16 protein-coding genes are annotated in these 15,602 nt (G+C 65.9%); 10 read left to right on the top strand and 6 right to left on the bottom strand.

The features are described from left to right. Positions 1 to 75 precede the first annotated feature (75 nt). From ACLQ2Q_RS19125 to ACLQ2Q_RS19115, 3 genes are read left to right on the top strand one after another with little or no spacing between them, the layout of a single operon-like run. Complete coding sequence (locus ACLQ2Q_RS19125; RefSeq protein ID WP_425822844.1) at positions 76 to 792, top strand: HpcH/HpaI aldolase family protein; 717 nt, start codon at positions 76 to 78, stop codon at positions 790 to 792. Continuing rightward, entirely contained in the window at positions 792 to 1,793 is a 1,002-nt protein-coding gene (locus ACLQ2Q_RS19120; RefSeq protein ID WP_425822842.1) for a ketopantoate reductase family protein, read from the top strand. The genes ACLQ2Q_RS19125 and ACLQ2Q_RS19120 overlap by 1 nt, the downstream gene beginning before the upstream one ends. Position 1,794: 1 nt before the next feature. Next, on the top strand, positions 1,795 to 3,264 hold the full coding sequence (locus ACLQ2Q_RS19115; RefSeq protein WP_425822840.1) for a four-carbon acid sugar kinase family protein: 1,470 nt from the start codon (positions 1,795 to 1,797) through the stop codon (positions 3,262 to 3,264). A 44-nt stretch (positions 3,265 to 3,308) separates the two neighbouring features. On the opposite strand, the gene ACLQ2Q_RS19110 is transcribed toward ACLQ2Q_RS19115, so the two are convergent. Next, positions 3,309 to 4,079: a glucose 1-dehydrogenase gene (locus ACLQ2Q_RS19110; RefSeq protein ID WP_425822838.1), complete on the bottom strand. Its 771-nt coding sequence runs from the start codon at positions 4,077 to 4,079 to the stop codon at positions 3,309 to 3,311. Positions 4,080 to 4,318: 239 nt separating this feature from the next. Here ACLQ2Q_RS19110 and ACLQ2Q_RS19105 point away from each other — a divergent pair, with 239 nt between their 5' ends. Then, positions 4,319 to 4,756 carry a hypothetical protein gene (locus ACLQ2Q_RS19105; RefSeq protein WP_425822836.1) on the top strand — a complete coding sequence of 146 codons (438 nt, stop codon included), beginning with the start codon at positions 4,319 to 4,321 and terminating at the stop codon, positions 4,754 to 4,756. A gap of 34 nt (positions 4,757 to 4,790) precedes the next feature. On the opposite strand, the gene ACLQ2Q_RS19100 is transcribed toward ACLQ2Q_RS19105, so the two are convergent. The 5 genes from ACLQ2Q_RS19100 to ACLQ2Q_RS19080 form a co-directional block, all read right to left on the bottom strand. Next, complete coding sequence (locus ACLQ2Q_RS19100; protein WP_425822834.1) at positions 4,791 to 5,198, bottom strand: nuclear transport factor 2 family protein; 408 nt, start codon at positions 5,196 to 5,198, stop codon at positions 4,791 to 4,793. 19 nt (positions 5,199 to 5,217) lie between these two features. Beyond that, positions 5,218 to 7,716, bottom strand: a complete 2,499-nt coding sequence (locus ACLQ2Q_RS19095; protein ID WP_425822833.1) for an ATP-binding cassette domain-containing protein — start codon at positions 7,714 to 7,716, stop codon at positions 5,218 to 5,220. A gap of 73 nt (positions 7,717 to 7,789) precedes the next feature. Beyond that, entirely contained in the window at positions 7,790 to 9,082 is a 1,293-nt protein-coding gene (locus ACLQ2Q_RS19090) for a substrate-binding domain-containing protein (RefSeq protein ID WP_425822830.1), read from the bottom strand. A gap of 52 nt (positions 9,083 to 9,134) precedes the next feature. Further along, positions 9,135 to 10,052 (bottom strand): ABC transporter permease, encoded by a 918-nt coding sequence (locus ACLQ2Q_RS19085; RefSeq protein WP_425822829.1) that lies wholly within the window; start codon positions 10,050 to 10,052, stop codon positions 9,135 to 9,137. Positions 10,053 to 10,263: 211 nt separating this feature from the next. Next, a complete protein-coding gene (locus tag ACLQ2Q_RS19080; protein ID WP_425822828.1) occupies positions 10,264 to 11,145 on the bottom strand; it encodes an aspartate/glutamate racemase family protein in 882 nt (293 codons plus the stop codon). On the opposite strand from ACLQ2Q_RS19080, the gene ACLQ2Q_RS19075 reads away from it, so the two are divergent. The 6 genes from ACLQ2Q_RS19075 (at position 11,144) to ACLQ2Q_RS19050 (ending at position 15,590) form a co-directional block, all read left to right on the top strand. Then, a complete protein-coding gene (locus tag ACLQ2Q_RS19075) occupies positions 11,144 to 11,665 on the top strand; it encodes a cupin domain-containing protein (protein ID WP_425822826.1) in 522 nt (173 codons plus the stop codon). The two genes, ACLQ2Q_RS19080 and ACLQ2Q_RS19075, sit on opposite strands and share 2 nt — an antisense overlap. Before the next feature lie 135 nt (positions 11,666 to 11,800). After that, the gene (locus tag ACLQ2Q_RS19070) at positions 11,801 to 12,574 is read left to right on the top strand and encodes a hypothetical protein (RefSeq protein ID WP_425822824.1); all 774 of its coding nucleotides are present in this window, start codon (positions 11,801 to 11,803) and stop codon (positions 12,572 to 12,574) included. 7 nt (positions 12,575 to 12,581) lie between these two features. After that, positions 12,582 to 13,076, top strand: coding sequence for a hypothetical protein (locus tag ACLQ2Q_RS19065; RefSeq protein WP_425822822.1), 495 nt, complete (start codon positions 12,582 to 12,584; stop codon positions 13,074 to 13,076). A gap of 125 nt (positions 13,077 to 13,201) precedes the next feature. Then, positions 13,202 to 14,176 carry an alpha/beta hydrolase gene (locus ACLQ2Q_RS19060; RefSeq protein WP_425822820.1) on the top strand — a complete coding sequence of 325 codons (975 nt, stop codon included), beginning with the start codon at positions 13,202 to 13,204 and terminating at the stop codon, positions 14,174 to 14,176. Positions 14,177 to 14,287: 111 nt separating this feature from the next. Beyond that, positions 14,288 to 15,046 (top strand): glucose 1-dehydrogenase, encoded by a 759-nt coding sequence (locus ACLQ2Q_RS19055; protein WP_425822818.1) that lies wholly within the window; start codon positions 14,288 to 14,290, stop codon positions 15,044 to 15,046. A gap of 187 nt (positions 15,047 to 15,233) precedes the next feature. Further along, complete coding sequence (locus tag ACLQ2Q_RS19050) at positions 15,234 to 15,590, top strand: cyclophilin-like fold protein (RefSeq protein ID WP_425822816.1); 357 nt, start codon at positions 15,234 to 15,236, stop codon at positions 15,588 to 15,590. Positions 15,591 to 15,602 lie beyond the last annotated feature (12 nt).

Below are 15,602 nucleotides of genomic sequence, written 5' to 3'. Positions count from 1 at the left end.
ATGACGAATGATCCCTCCCCCGCGCTTCGGAATCATGCAAAAGAGAAGCTGTCTCGTGGCGAAACGGTGTACTCCATGACGGTACGACTCGTGCGCACGGTCGACATCGCCTCCATCGCCTTCACCGCAGGCTTCGATTCGGTGTACATCGATATGGAACACAGCAGCTTCCCGTTGGAGGCTGCCGGTCAGATCTGCCTGGCGTGCAACCACCTCGGCGTCACACCACTCGTCCGCGTGCCAGGACCCGACTCCGCCTTCATCGCCCGGGTCCTGGATTCTGGAGCCATGGGAATCATCGTTCCCGACGTGCAGTCAGCAGGAGAGGCACGTGCCGCCGTCAGCGCCGTCAAACACGCGCCTCTCGGTACCCGATCGCTCGCCGGAGCCGCCCCACAGCTGAACTACCGGACGTTGCCGCCCGACCGGGTGGTCCAGGAACTCGACCAGGCCTCCATGGTGGTCGTGATGGTGGAGTCGCGAGCCGGTCTGGACGCCGTCGAGGAGATCGCGGCGGTGGAAGGCATCGACATCGTCCTCGTCGGCGCGAACGACCTCAGCGTCGAGCTGGGAATCGCCGGTCAGATGGATCACCCGCAGATCGACGCGGCGTTCATGCGAGTCATCGCTGCGTGCCGGGCGGGGGGCAAGACCGTCGGCCTTGGCGGCCTGGGCGGGTGGCCGGACCTCATCCGATCCTACGTGGCGCTGGGCGCGGGCTACGTATCCACCGGCAACGACATCTCGTTCCTGGCCGCCGCGGCAACGCAGAAGCGTCACCTGTTCGACTGATGCCGGCGCCGGGGAGAATTTGCGTCTACGGCGCAGGCGCCGTCGGCGGTCACATCGCCGGCAGGCTCGGCGCTGCGGGCCTCGAGATTTCGGTGGTCGCGCGCGGCGAACAGCTGGGCGCGATTCGGGAGCGGGGGCTGCGCGTCGAGACGCCACAAGGGACGTTGACGTCGTTCCCGCGCGCGACCGATCGTCCGCAGGATCTTGGACCGCAAGACCTGGTTCTCGTCGCCGTAAAGGCGCCGTCCCTCCCGGGCATAGCGGAACATCTGGCCACGCTGGCGCAGCGGGACGGCCTCGTAGTTTTCGTTGGCAACGGCATCCCCTGGTGGTATTTTCACGGTGATGACGGGCCTTTCCGCGAGACCAGAGTGCAGCGGCTCGACCCCGCGGGGACCCTCTGGGACACACTCGGCCCTCAGCGGGCGGTCGGCGGCGTTGCCTACACGGCGAGCACAACGATTGCTCCCGGTGTGATCCGAGCAGAGAATGCGAAGAACCGCCTGATCGTCGGTCGACCCGACGGTGCGGGCGACGAGCGGCTCGACCGCTTCGCGTCTGCTCTGAACCCGACTGGCCTCGAGACCATGGTCACCACGAAGATCCGCGACGCGATCTGGACGAAGCTCATCTCCAACACGGTCGGAGGCTCGCTGGGCGTCCTCACGGCATCTGCGACAAAGGACGTCATGAGCACACCGGCGCTCGCGGCGGCCGCCCAGTCGATGGCGGAGGAGGTTGTCGCCGTGGCCCGGGCGCACCGCAGCGACCCGGGAGACGCGAGCGTGGTGGTCAGCAAGCTCGGGACATCCGCCCACGTGCAGAGCATCGTGCAGGACCTACTCTCAGGTCGGCCGATGGAGATCGATGCCCTCTTCCGCGCCCCGCTCGACCTCGCAGCGATGATGCACGTTCCAACGCCCTATCTCGAGTTCGCGGTAGAACTCGCCACTCAACGTGCACGGGCCACCGGCCAGTACCGCGACCCTGCAAGGAACTGACATGCCCCGAACCGACGAACTGCTCTTGAACTATCCTGACGCTTCGCCCGTATCAGCGGAGGAAGTCGAACGCGGCTTCCAGGATTCCGGACGCGTGCTGGTCGTACTCGACGACGACCCGACCGGCACCCAATCGGTCGCGAACCTCCCGGTTCTCACTCGATGGAACGTCGAGGATTTTCGCTGGGCCTTCGGCATCCGCCTCGGAGGCCGGCCCGCGTCGGCGGTCTACGTCCTCACCAACACGCGTAGCCTCGACCCCGACGAGGCGGCAGAACGCAACCGGCAAGTGGTGACGGCTGCCCTCATCGCCGCATCAGAGACCCGCCTCGCCGTGGGTTTCGTCAGCCGCAGCGACTCGACGCTACGCGGTCACTACCCTCTCGAGCCCTCGGTCATCGCCGAGACTGTCGCTGCCCAGGGCGGAGATGGCATCGACGGCGTCGTCATCGTTCCGGCATTCCCCGAGGCGGGCAGGGTCACGATTGGTTCGGAGCACTATCTCCTCGAGGCGCCGACGCTCACGCGAGTTGCCGACACCGAGTTCGCCCGCGACGCCACATTCGGGTTTTCCACCTCGTACCTGCCCGCCTATATAGAGGAGAAGTCTGCCGGGCGTGTACGGGCCCACGACGTCATCGTCCTCGACCTCGCAGTAATCAGGTCGGATGCTGCCACCATTGCCGCCGCACTGGAGCCGGCGCGGGACGCGGTGCCCATCGTTGTCGACATCGTCACCGAGAATGACCTGCGGTCCCTCGCCCTGGGCCTCGAAGAAGCTGAGCGCCGGGGCAAGACCCTGCTGTACCGCGTCGGGCCACCATTCGTGCGCGCTCGGATCGGGCAGACTCCACGGATGCCGCTGACCGCGGATGAGGTATACGGCGGTCACTCCGAGCGCGCGGGCTCAGCTGTGGAAACCGGCGGGCTGATCGTCGTCGGCTCGCACGTGGGGCTAACGACGCGACAGCTGAGCAGACTTACTGCGGTGCACCGCCGCGCCCGGATCGTCGAGCTGGATGTGCAGCAGCTGCTCGACGCGGACAGCGCCTCGGACTACGTCGCACGCGCGGTCGATACGGTGGTTGAAGCGTTGCGGCAGGCCGACGTCATCCTGCACACCAGTCGACTGCTTGTGCGCTCCGATGACGCCGCCGAAAGCCTGCGGATCTCGCGCGCCGTCAGCGCCGGCGTGGTGTCCGTCGTGAATCGGACGCTGCACATCTTCCCACCCCGATTCGTCATCGCCAAGGGAGGGATCACGTCCTCCGATGTGGCGGCGAACGGACTGGAGATCCGACGCGCCATGGTGCGCGGGCCCATGCTGCCCGGCATCGTGTCGCTGTGGGAGGCACTGGAGGGACCGGCGACGGGGATCCCGTACGTCGTGTTCGCCGGGAATGTCGGCGATGAGGAGTCGCTCCTTGCTGTGACGCGAAAACTCAGTTCATACCTGAGCGACGACGGTTAGCAGGGGTGGCGCGCCCGCGTACTCCGCGCACCCCACACACTTGATCAGAAGCCGACGGTCTGGCCGCCATCCATTACGTACGCGTGACCGACGGTGAACGATGCGAGGTCGGAGCATAACCACAGGACTGCGGCAGCGATCTCCGCCGGCCGCCCCATGCGTCCGACCGGTTCCTGGGCGACGACGCGGGCTCGTCCTTCTTCCGTTCCCCCGGAGAAGCGATCCATCATCGGCGTGTCGATGATGCCGGGCGCAATGACGTTGATCCGGACGTTCTGCGCCGCATACTCGAGTGCGGCGGACTTCGAGAGGCCGATGACACCCCATTTGGAGGCGGCGTAAGCACCCTGACGCGCGATCCCCACTACTCCAGCGCCGGACGATGTGTTGACGATGGCGCCGCCGCCGCCGCGCAGGATCTCAGGGATCTGGTGCTTCATGCCGAAGAAGACACCGCTCAGGTTCACGCCGATGATCCGGTTCCATTCGGCGGTATCCGTCTCGGCGACCGTCGACGCCGGCTGCTCGACGCCCGCGTTATTGAACGCGTAGTCGAGTCGACCGAAAGCGTGCACCGTCGCGGCGACAGCAGCGGCCACTTCTGGCTCCCGAGTGACATCAGCCTCGAGCGGGACACAATCGACTCCGAGAGCGCGCACGCGTTCCGCGGTCTCGTTGGCCGCGGCGATCATGCGATCCACGACCGCGACGCGCGCGCCTTGCTCAGCGAAGGCGAGCGCCGAAGCGCGTCCGATACCGCTCCCTCCCCCCGTGATGAACGCGACGCGCCCCTCGTACTCGCTGGAAATGTTCATCGTCCCACCCTTCTCCTTTGTCTCATCTCGGGTTGCCTGTCCAGGTTCCCTGGTTTGAGACCGCGGCGCCCGGCCTCAGAGCTCTCACTGCTCCTATCTGACTCAAATACGGCCGCGCCCGCGTGCGCTTACGCGTTTGACCCTGTCTCACAAGGCGGGATACAGTGACAATCGTTCGGGCGTTCTGGAGAGGAGATCTCGTGGAGGACCATGGACACCGGCCCGCGCGACGAGTTGTCGTGGGCGTCGACGGGCGCGGAGCCTCTACCGTCGTGTGCGACGACGCAAGCCCCGCCACCACCCTGCCCAATGGGATTGTCCTGGATGAGGTGTGGCAACAGCGAGCACTGCCCGCGGGCCGAGCCGATTTCCCGGCGGTGGACTGGACTCTGGGACCGGACTCCCCTGAGTCCGGGGCTGTGGTTCGAATCCTCACGGTCCCGCCTGCTCGCGACCGGCCGGCGCCCCCCGACCTGCACTCCGACCCCTCGCTCCACGTCATCACGATGCTCGACGGCGAACTTGACGTCATCCTCGAAACCGAACGAGTGACACTGAGTCCCGGTGAGACGATCGTGTTGCGTGACAGCCAGCATGATCTGAGCAACCGCCGGTCCGTGGCGGCGCGCTTCGTCTACACATCGTTTCCGCTGCGGGAAGAGGGGACGAGCGGCTGACTTGCGCCGCGCCGGGCCATACGGAGGTGAACGCTCACCGGGTTTCCTGCTCAAGAGCAGCAAAGACCGGTCCGTTGTCGACATAGATCCTCAAGTCGGTGAGGCGGTCACCGCGGATCGTGAACACTGAGCATGCGGGTACCGATACGGACTCCCCCCCATGCAGGTTCCACGTGCCGATCGATTCGAAGATGACGACCCCGGCCGCTTCCGACCAAACGTTCACCAACTCGTGCTGCAGGGAGCGGAAGCGACTGAGCACGCCGTCGAAGGCCTCGGTGACCGCCTGACGTCCGTGAATGGGGGCTTCGTTGCCGAAGGTGAGGGTGATGTCCTCGGCATAGTAGGCGGAGTACCGCGCCGGGTCGTTGGTCTCCATTGCGTCGTAGTAGTTCTCGAGGAAGTGCGCAACGCGCTCGCGATCCTGTGCCGTTGTCGCCATGGTCTGATCCTCCTGTAATTCAGCCACGTCTGCGCATCCGCCCTGTGATGGCGTAGAGAGCGACGGCTACAACCAGGATGGCGCCATTGAGCGCCTGCGAGACGGCGGCCGGCACGTTCAAGAACGGCATTGCGTTGTTGAGGAGAGAGACGAACATGGCTCCGAGGAACGCGCCAACGAACGACCCGCGCCCCCCGGTCATCACCGCCCCGCCCAGGAAGACGGCGGTGAAGCAGGCCAGCGCATAGCTAGCGCCGACTGCGTTTGAACCCACTCCGGTCTGCGACGCAAGGAACACACCCGCGATCACGGCGCCCGTCGAGCAGACGATCAGCGCCCGAGCGCGGATGGCATTGACATGCCAGCCAACCCGGCCGCTGGCCTCCTCATTGAATCCGACGGCGCGAAGCGCCAGCCCCGACCGGCTGCGGGTCAGCCACACTTCCAGCGCGACCGCCACGGCGAGGACGATGATGAAGGCGGCCGGAACGAAGCCCACACCCAGACTGACAAGGCTGCGCAGCTCGGGTGCGATGATTCCCGCGGACTGCGGGCGGAGAACGATGGCGATCCCGGACACGATGCTCAGCGTCGCGATGGTGGCAACCACGGCGTTGACCTTGAGGCCGATGATCATCGACGCGTTGAAGCCGCCCACGGCGAGCGCGATGCCGACCAGGATGGCCAGGGTGATGGCGATGGGAACCGTTTGCAGTGCCGGCAAGGTGAAGGACATCGCCACCACCGTGAGGCTCATCGTCGCTCCTACCGATATATCGAAGCCGCGCGATATCAGTGCGTACTGCTGACCGAGCGCAACGACGGCAAGCGGCAGAGTCGCGACGAGTATGTTGGCGAGATTCCGCGGGCTCCAGAACAACTCCGATACCGTTCCCGTGTAGACGGCGGCGATGCCGATGAGCGCGAGCAGGATCAGAACGGGCACGTTCAGCGACCGCACGCGTTCCCGCCAGCCCTTGCGAGACTCGCGAATCTGCCGAATGGCCGCGGTGTCGCCAGCGTTGACGAAGCTTTGCACGATGACAGTATCGGAGGCCGGGTCTACGATCTCCTCCACGATCTCGCCGCGCGACATCACGTAAACACGGTCGCACAGCCCCGCCAGCTCACCCGAGTCGGAGGAGTTGATGACCACGGCGACGCCCTCTTCGGCAGCACTGACGAGCATGCGATAGATGTCTAGACGCGCACGCGCATCGACACCCTGCGTCGGCTCCTCGACGATGAGCACCTTCGGGGTGCGCAATGCCGGACGCGCCAGCACCGCCTTCTGCTGGTTCCCGCCGGACAGCGCGCCGATGGGCTGATATGGCGACGCGGCGACGATGTTCAACTGCTTGGATGCCGCTGCGAACGCTGTTCGCAGCCGACTGCCGAGGGCAAGTCCGGCGGGTCCCGCGTCGGGACCGAGCTGAGCCGTCACATTGTCCATGACGGAGAGCGGCGTGAACACCGACTCGATCGCACGGTCCCCGCTCTGGTAGCTGATACCGGCCTCGAGCGAACGCGCCGGACTGACGCGCGCCAGTTCGCTGCCGTCGACGAGAACCTGCCCACCTGAGTGGCCGAGCCCTAACACTCCGCGGAGTGTTGCGCTCTGCCCGTTGCCCTCTGCGCCTGCGAATCCGACGATTTCGCCGCCGCGTACAGAGAACGAGACGGGCCCATATCCGTTGCCGCTCAGATTGCGCACCTCGAGTCGATTGTTCGCGGTCAGCCTCTTGGTGCGGTCGGGAAATTTCAGGTCGGCTGGCACGCCGACCATGAGTTCCACGATGTCGTCAACCTCCCAGTTCCCCGAGTCGAAGGTGCCCTGGATCACACCGGATCGAATGACGGTGATCCGATCCGCGAGCCGCCGCACTTCCGCAAGACGGTGGCTGACGTAGACGATCGCCATTCCCTCATCGCGGCAGTCGCGGATGAGGCCCTCGAGGTGAGCGGCGAGGTTCATGTCCAACGCCGCAGTCGGCTCATCCAGCATGAGCACTGCGGGCTTGTGGATGATCGCGCGGATGACTTCGAGCAGTTGGCGGGCACCGGGCCCGAGGTCGCTCACCAGGTCCGCGGCCCTGAATGGTGCGCCGTAGCCCTGAAGTACGCCGTCCAGGTTGGCGGGAAGCGGCTCACCCAGCGCGTTGAAGGACAGCGCTATGTTGTCGACCACGCTCAGCTCGTGCACGAGGGAGGTGTCTTGGTAGGCAGTGACGAGGCCCAGGGTGCGGGCGCGATGCACACCGGTTCCCGTCGCGGCAGCCCGGCCGATGTGCACCTCCCCTGTATCAGGTTTGAGAACGCCGGATGCCACCTTGATCAGGGTCGACTTGCCCGACCCGTTCTCGCCCACCAGGGCGTGAACCTCGCCGGGACGGCACTCGAAGTCGACGCTGTCGAGGGCTCGGACGCCAGGGTAGGTCTTGGTGACCCCTCTGAGGGACAGCGAAGGGGTGGCTTGCTGGGGAGCATCTGAGGGTGTGAACGAGACGGTGTCGACCATGGGAGGTACCTTCGCTTGTTACCCCGGGTCTGTGAGCCGGAACGGCCCACCCACCCGGGTGGTCGGGTGTTTGCTAGCCAGCGGCCAATGCGAGCGAGATCTGGTCGTTGGTGAGCAGGCTTGAGATGACCGAATCGGCGGGGATACCCTCCCAGTCGGATTCCAGCACGTCTGCGGTCGGACCCATCGGCAGATCCATCGTGACCTGCTGCGGCAGGTCCGCACCGTGGAGGGTCTGGATTGCACCGGTCACGGCGAGACGGCTGAACCACACATGCCCGTTGGAGATCCATGACTGGATGGGCAGGCCCGCGGCCTCTGCTGCTTGCGAAGTTGCCAGCCACGAGTAGGTCGACACCCCCGAGATCACTGCGGGCGGGGTCTCGCCGGCATCGATGAAGGGCTGCACGAGCTGATCGGCCGAGAAGTCGTAGACGATCGCCCCTGGCTTCTCTCCGGAGGCGCGGAGCGCGTTCGCAGCCTGCGCCTCCCCCTGAGAGTTCCAATTGGTGAAGCCGCCGGGAAGAGCGCGCCAACCCGCTGCGGCGAAGGCGTCTTCGGCGCACGGCTGCCAGGCCGCCGCGTTGTCGTTTCCTGGGATTCCTGTGAACAGCATGTAACTGGAAGGCTCGGTGATCGAGCTCGTCAGCGCCTCAACCCCATTCCGGTAGGTCTCACAGAGGCCGGTGGGGAAATCCATCGTCAGGATCGGGAGAGTGTCAGCCGAAGCGGGCGTGTTGACGTTGATGACGATGATGCCGGCATCCGTGGCCTCTTGAAGCACGGAGTTCATCGCAGCACCCAAGGCGAGGTCGACGATGATGGCGTCCACATCCTGAGTGATCAGGTTCTGAACGTTCGAGATCGACGCAGCGATATCTCCGTTGGAGATGCTGTAGTGGATCTCCTTGACCTCGGGATAGGCGAGCAGCTGCGCAGTGGCCTCCGCCCGATTGACGTTGGTGTACGCGTTCGCCGTCACGAAGATCGGGATGCCGACTTTCAGCGTGCCGCGACCGGTGTCGCACACCGGCTGCTGCAGGCACTGGGCCAAGAGGGCCTCATTCTCCTCGTTGAGAGGCTCCGATGCCACCGCGAGCGTGTCGGCGACGACAGGATCGAGGTCTTCCACCGGAATATCGGTGAGGAAGGCCTTGCGGATGGTGTCGGCGAGCTGCTCAGGGTCGACCGAGTCGACGGTGATGTCCGTCGTCTCGTCCGAGAGCGTCGTGTCCTCGGCGGCGCCGCCGCCGCCTGTGGTGCTCGTGCACCCGGCCAGGAGGAGCGCGACCACGCCCCCGGCGACGATGGTCGCCGTCATCAGGCGTGGGGTTCGCCGGCTACGGCGAGCGGATTCAGTCTTCATTGAACTGTCCTCTTTCATAGTGTGCTGTTGGTCCTCGGGCGAGGTTCTGGTGTCAGCTTCTCGGGCGCGTTGCGCGACCCACCCGTCGCACGCCAGTCGAGAGCAGCTGCCAGATCGTGATAGCGGCGACGGCGACGACAAGCGAGATGCCCTGCAGAATCGTTCCTACGCCGGTGGGCAGGCCCGCGATGGCGATGACCTGGTCGAGGAGCTGCAGGAAGAGGCTGGCTCCGATGACGGGAGCGACGCTGCCCGGGCCACCGTTGAGGGCGACACCCGCGATTGCGGCCGCCGTCACGGTCGCGAGCTGATAGGGCGCACCGATGGATGTGTCGGGAGTTCCGATGAACCCCGCGATCAGGACGCCGGCGATTCCGTACAGTAGGCCCGCACCCGCGAAGACCCCGAGTTCGATGGCCACAGTGCGCGTGCCCAGCGTGCGTGCTGCCCTGCGGTTCGCGCCGACGGCCGGGACTCGGCGTCCGACACGGGTGCGAGCCAGCGCGACCCCTAGGACAGCGGCCACGCCAAGAGCGACGAAAAAGCAGACGTTGACGTTGAAGACCGATGCCCGCGCGAAGGAGGTAAGGGCCTGCGGGGCGGCCCCGGTAAGAGAGAAGGAGACCCCTGTCCACAAGGTGATCGCGCCGGTGCCTATGCCGAGCGTCCCGAGTGTGACGATCAATGCATTCAGCCGCAGCACGGAGATGAAGAAGCCGTTGACGAGGCTGAACGCCACTGCGACGCCCAACGCGATGAGCACCACCGGCAGCAGATCGACCCCGGGCAGTCCGTACCGTATGACGATCCCGGCCGATACTGCGACCATGACCGGCACCGAGAGGTCGATACCGCCGATCATGAGGATCAACATCTGACCCAGAGCCGCGATCGCAAGGATGCCCGCAAGCGCGGTGACGACCGAGATCGACGGCCCACGCATGCTGGCCGGCGCCAAGAAAAGACTCACGAGGATGAGCAGCGCCAGCGCTGCCCACGCTGCGAGGTAACGTACTGGCAACCGATACTTCAGGTCCGTGAGCCACTGCCCACTTCGTCGTGGTGCGGGGGGGACCGCTGTGAGGTCGACGTCGAAGCTGACGTCATGAGAATTGGCTGACACGGATATCTCCGATCACGACGGTGTGATTGCGGGCGGGAAACAGATGGCCGGACAAAGGTCAGGCGTTGGCGAGTTCGGCGACCCGGTGCGCCAGGAAGTCGACGCCGATGCGCGGGCTGGAGAGCACCGGTACCCCCGCCTTCTCTTCCAGCACCGGGGCCAGTCGCGACATCGACGCCTGCGCCAGCACGATGAGGTCGACTCGCTGGGCGAGATCGATGGCCTCACCGATGATGAGCCGATCATGCTGCTCGCGATCACCTGACATGAGGAGAGCGAACGCGCCCTCAGCGAGCCGCTGCTCGATGATCACGCTGCGGTCCAGGTCGTCGGCGTGCGCCTGGATGAGGTCCGATGTCGGACCCAATGTGGTCGGAACGGTTGCGAGTACGCCGATTCGCGAACCCTCGCTCGCGGCACGGATGGCCATCGCTTCGTCGATCTTCACCACTGGCGTATGCACGTTCTGCGCCGCAACGTCGAGCGCCGGGCCAAGAGACGAGCAGGCCGAGAAGATGATGTCGGCTCCCGCCTCCTCGGCCGCCTGTGCGAGGTGGGTCATCCGCGCCTCGCTCCGCGTCGAGATGCCGTTCTCCCGCACCACCGTCGCGAGTACGTCCGAGTCCACGAAGTGCATCACCTCGGCGTCCGGAATCAGCTCGGCTATCAGGTCATTGATGACCGGCTCCACGGACACGAAGACGAAACTCGTATGGAGGATCGCAATCTTGGTCATCAGCTGTCTCCTGATCTCGAATGGCGGAAGCCGTTTCTCAGGACGCATGGCTCCGTCACTTGCTGGAACAGCGTCGTTGCGTTGACTATATCCCGTTATATAGGATCTAGTCAATAGTTTGGACGCACGCGAGAGTGATGTGGGCGGTTCAGCGAAGATTGGAACGACAACGCCGTCGGCAATGCCGCAAAGGAGCTCACCCATGACCGCAAGTCACCGTGACGTATACGCCCGCCTGATCGTCACCGGATCGGGACCGGACGGTGAGTCGGTATTCATCAGCGATGCACCGACCACCGACCGGCTGGTGGGCGAGGGGTACACCCGGAATCAGTTGTGGCAGGGTCTTGAAGTCCCTACTCCTGTCGATGCGCCCAACGGCCCTGGCGACGCGTCCGTCATCCCGCCACCGCCGAAGGGCTACGGCTACGACATCACGGCTTTCGCGCCCGACAGCCATTGGAACTATGAGGCGGGATACGCCAAGCTGCTCGCTGACTCCGGTGTCGAACCGGATGCGGCGGATGCTCCAGGAATGCACACTACCGACACGATCGACATCGTCACCGTCATATCCGGAGAGATTCACGTGCTGGTCGAGTCCGGGGAGACACTCATGCGCCAAGGCGACACGATCGTCTTGCGAGGCGTCAAGCATGCGTGGCGGAATAGGAGCGACAGCCCGTGCGTGGTTTCGGCTGTCCATATCAGCGCGCGCCGCTGAGCCACCCCTGATGCGGGAAGGGACCGAGCCCCTCTGCGCCGCCCCGGCGGGAGGTGTACTGACAGGGCCTCTGACGACGCCAGGATCGCTCTGATACTGGAGGGGACCACCGACCGACCCGGAAGGGCTCCGACGATGAGCGATGTGACCACTACTTTCCCCCGCCCGCAGGGCCGGCGCCTTGGCGCCACCCTTACCGCCGCTGCCGCCGCCGCCGCCGCGATAGTGCTGGTTCCGGCGTCACCGGCAGCCGCGCATCACGGCTGGGACGGCTTCGACACCGATGACCTCATCTACATCGAAGGCACGGTCTCTTCGGATGGCAATTGGGGTGAGCCGCACTCGGTCTTCGACGTGACCCTGGAAAGCGACCTACCCGCCGACACCCCTGAGCTGGTGATTCCGGAGGACCTGCAGGACCCCGAGGACAGTATCCGGGTCAACGCCGCTCTCTCGTACGACGGGCCGCAGGAGGGACTGGAGGTCATCATCGCACCTCCCGCCTGGTCCGGCAGGTGGGGGCTGGATCGCGCGCTGGAAATCGGAGAGCGCTTCCGGGGGGTCGGCTACATCAACCGGACAGACGACGGACTGTTCCGCCCGGTCGTGTTCTGGTACGGGGATGACGATGTGCCGGTCAATCAAGTGCTCGGCAGCACGCTTCCGGTACGCGCGCCGCTGCGGGAGGCAGGTTCCTCGACCGCTCCATCCGTTGGCGGGACGGCTCCGACCCCTTCGACGACGTCGACTGCTCCGGACCCATTGGAGGTGCCGGCAGCCGATACGGAAGCACCTTCCGGGGAAGGTGGCGTCGGAAGTTGGGTCGTCTGGACCGTGTTCGGGATCGTCGTAGCCGCAGGCGTCGTCGGCGGATTCGTCTACTTGCGCCGCCGCGCGCAGCAAGGCTGAGGGGCCCATGCCTGACTGGCTTGATGCCCTGCTGAGTTGGTTGCAGGGCTCGGCGCTCGGCGAGGCGGTGCGAGGCACCCCGTTCCTGTATCCCACCGTGGAGGGCATCCACATCCTCGGGATCGCCCTCCTGGTCGGCCCGGCGTTCGCGTTCGATCTCCGACTGCTGAGCGTCGGGCGACGCCTTTTGTCCGTGACGACCGCCGCACGTTACCTCCTTCCCATCTCCCATATCGGCCTGGTCGTCGCCCTCGTCACCGGCGTGGCGCTTTTCAGCGCGCAACCGACCGTGGTCGCGGACTCCAGCGCCGCGCCGTGGAAGCTCGGACTGCTGCTCGTCGCGGGGGTGAACGTCCTGGTGTTCCACAGCGGCGTCTACCGCCGCGTCGGTGAGTGGGCGGACGCCGCCGTGGCCCCTGTCGCCGCACGCGCCGCGGCGACCGTCTCGCTGACCGCGTGGACAGGCGTGATCTTCGCCGGAAGACTCCTCGCCTACACCTGACCCGCCGACACGGCCATGAGGGGTGCTCTGAGGGTGCACCCCTCAGCAGAGACTCCCTCTCCTGCGGCATCGGTCGTTGACTGGTTATCGACAGACATCACACCGACTCCCGGAAAGGGACACTCATGCCTTTGCACCCCGACGGATACACGTTCGTCCTCTCCGACGAAGTCACGCGCACGCCCGTGCGGTACTCCAACCGCTACGGCATCGAGATTGCGGCCGACCTTTACCTGCCTAAGACGTTCGACGACGCCCTCACGCACCCGGCGATCGTCGTCGGGCCGCCGCACGGCGGCATCAAGGAGCAGGGTCCCGGTGTGTACGCACAGGAACTCGCCCGTCGCGGCTTCGTCGCGATCGGGTTCGACCCCTCCTACAACGGCGAGAGCAGCGGCCACCCCCGGCACATCACCTCCCCTGAGATATTCGCCGAAGACTTCAGCGCCGGCGTCGACTACCTCGGCACCCTCCCCTACGTCGACCGCGAACGGATCGGGGCCATCGGCATCTGCGGCAGCGGCGGGTTCGCGCTCAGCGCCGCATCCGTCGACCCCCGCATCAAGGCCGTCGCCACTTCCGCCATGTACGACATCAGCGGGGTCAAGCGCGACGGCTGGCAGGGCACCGGCACAAGCGCCGACCGGCGACAGACCCTGTCCGACGCCGCCGCGCAGCGCTGGGCTGATGCCGACGCCGGCGAGCCCGCCCTTTCCCCCACGTTCCCGTCCGAGATCCCGGACGGGCTGGACCCGATCACGAGCGAGTTTTTCGAGTACTACGTCACCGACCGCGGCCACCACCCCCGCTCCATCGGCGGCTTCACCCTCACCAGCGAGCCCGCACACATCAACTTCGGCGCCCTCCGCCATGTCGCCGACATCGCCCCCCGACCCGTCCTGCTCATCACCGGCGACCGGGCCCACTCCAAATGGTTCAGCGACGATGTGTTCATCGAAGCCGCCGAACCCAAGGAACTCGTCGTAGTCCCAGGGGCGCGACACATTGACCTCTACGACAGCCCCGACCTGATCCCCTTCGACAAACTCGACGAATTCTTCACGACCAACCTCGCACGGCAGCTCACCGCCGTCGCCTGAGCAGACCGCGTGCGCAGCGGAACCTGCGGTGAGCTCCGCGCGTTCGAACTCAGCATGACCCGATTCAACGAATTGCACGACAACTGACGACCGGAGAAGGAGTCCAGAATCATGGTTAGCACGCAGCGTTTCATCGGGAAGGTCGCATTCGTGACCGGCGCCGCCAGCGGCATCGGCCAGGCGACGGCAATCGCCTTCGCCCGCGAGGGCGCCCGTGTCGCCGTCGTCGATCTGCCAGGCGCCACCCTCGAGAGCACCCGCAGCAGCATCGTCGGGGCTGGCGGTAGGGCGATCGCGATCGCGTGCGACGTCACCGACCCTGCGCAGGTGGTCCGGGCGATCGACCGCACGGTCGCCGAATTCGGCGGGCTGGACGTCGCGTTCAACAACGCCGGCATCGAGCAGTCCAATGCCCGGGTGGCTGATCTCGACGACGACGAATGGGACCGCATCTTCGCCGTCGATGTGAGGGGCGTGTTCCTGTGCATGAAGCACCAGATCCGGTACATGGCAGCCCGGGGTGGCGGTTCCATCGTGAACACCTCCTCCGGAGCCGGCGTCGTCGGCATCGCGGAGCAGGCCGCCTACGCGGCCGCGAAGCACGCGGTGATCGGGCTAACCAAGTCGGCCGCGTTGGAGTATGTCGGTTCCGGCATCCGCATCAACGCGGTCGCACCCGGCGTGATCGACACCGCCATGATCGAACGGGTCACCGGTGGGGAGTCGGACAGCATGGTGGAGCAGGAGCCGATCGGCCGCCTCGGCCGACCCGAGGAGATCGCATCCGCGGTGCTGTGGCTAAGCAGCGACGATGGTTCGTTCGCCGTGGGGCACACCCTGGTCGTCGACGGAGGCCAGACGGTTGGTTGACGCCAGCAGAATTCGCGGCGCCGTGAGTGCGGCGGCGGTCGCCGTCATACTCGCCCTCGCCGGCTGCGCACCCGGGTCCGGCGATGCCGGTTCCGAACGCACCGCCCCGTCCGCAGCCCCTCGCGAATCCGACACCGTCACCCCTACCACGCCCCCCACGCCACCCGCCCAGACTCCGGAGGCACCCGTGTTCACTGAGACGAGCATCACCATCACCGTGAACGGCACGACCGTCAGAGGGACGCTGCAGGACAGTGCGGCGACGGTTTCCCTGCTGGCGCAACTGCCGCTCGAGCTCTCCTTCGAGGATTACGGCGGCCAGGAGAAGATCGCCACCCTCCCAGCGCCCCTCGCGATGGACGGGATGCCCCCGGGCGGCAGCGCCGAGCCGGGAACGATCGGCTACTACGTCCCCGACCAGGCGCTCGTCCTCTACTACGACACCGTCGGCTACTACAACGGCATCATCCCGCTCGGCAGATTCGACGACGTTGCGACCGTTCGCGACGCACCCGCCTTCACGGGCACCATGACCGCGACCTAAGCCACCCGCATC

Source organism: Microbacterium sp. DT81.1, assembly GCF_049844955.1.
Lineage (GTDB): Bacteria > Actinomycetota > Actinomycetes > Actinomycetales > Microbacteriaceae > Microbacterium.
Note: the sequence above shows the minus strand (reverse complement) of the source record. Positions and strands in the feature narration are given on the sequence as shown.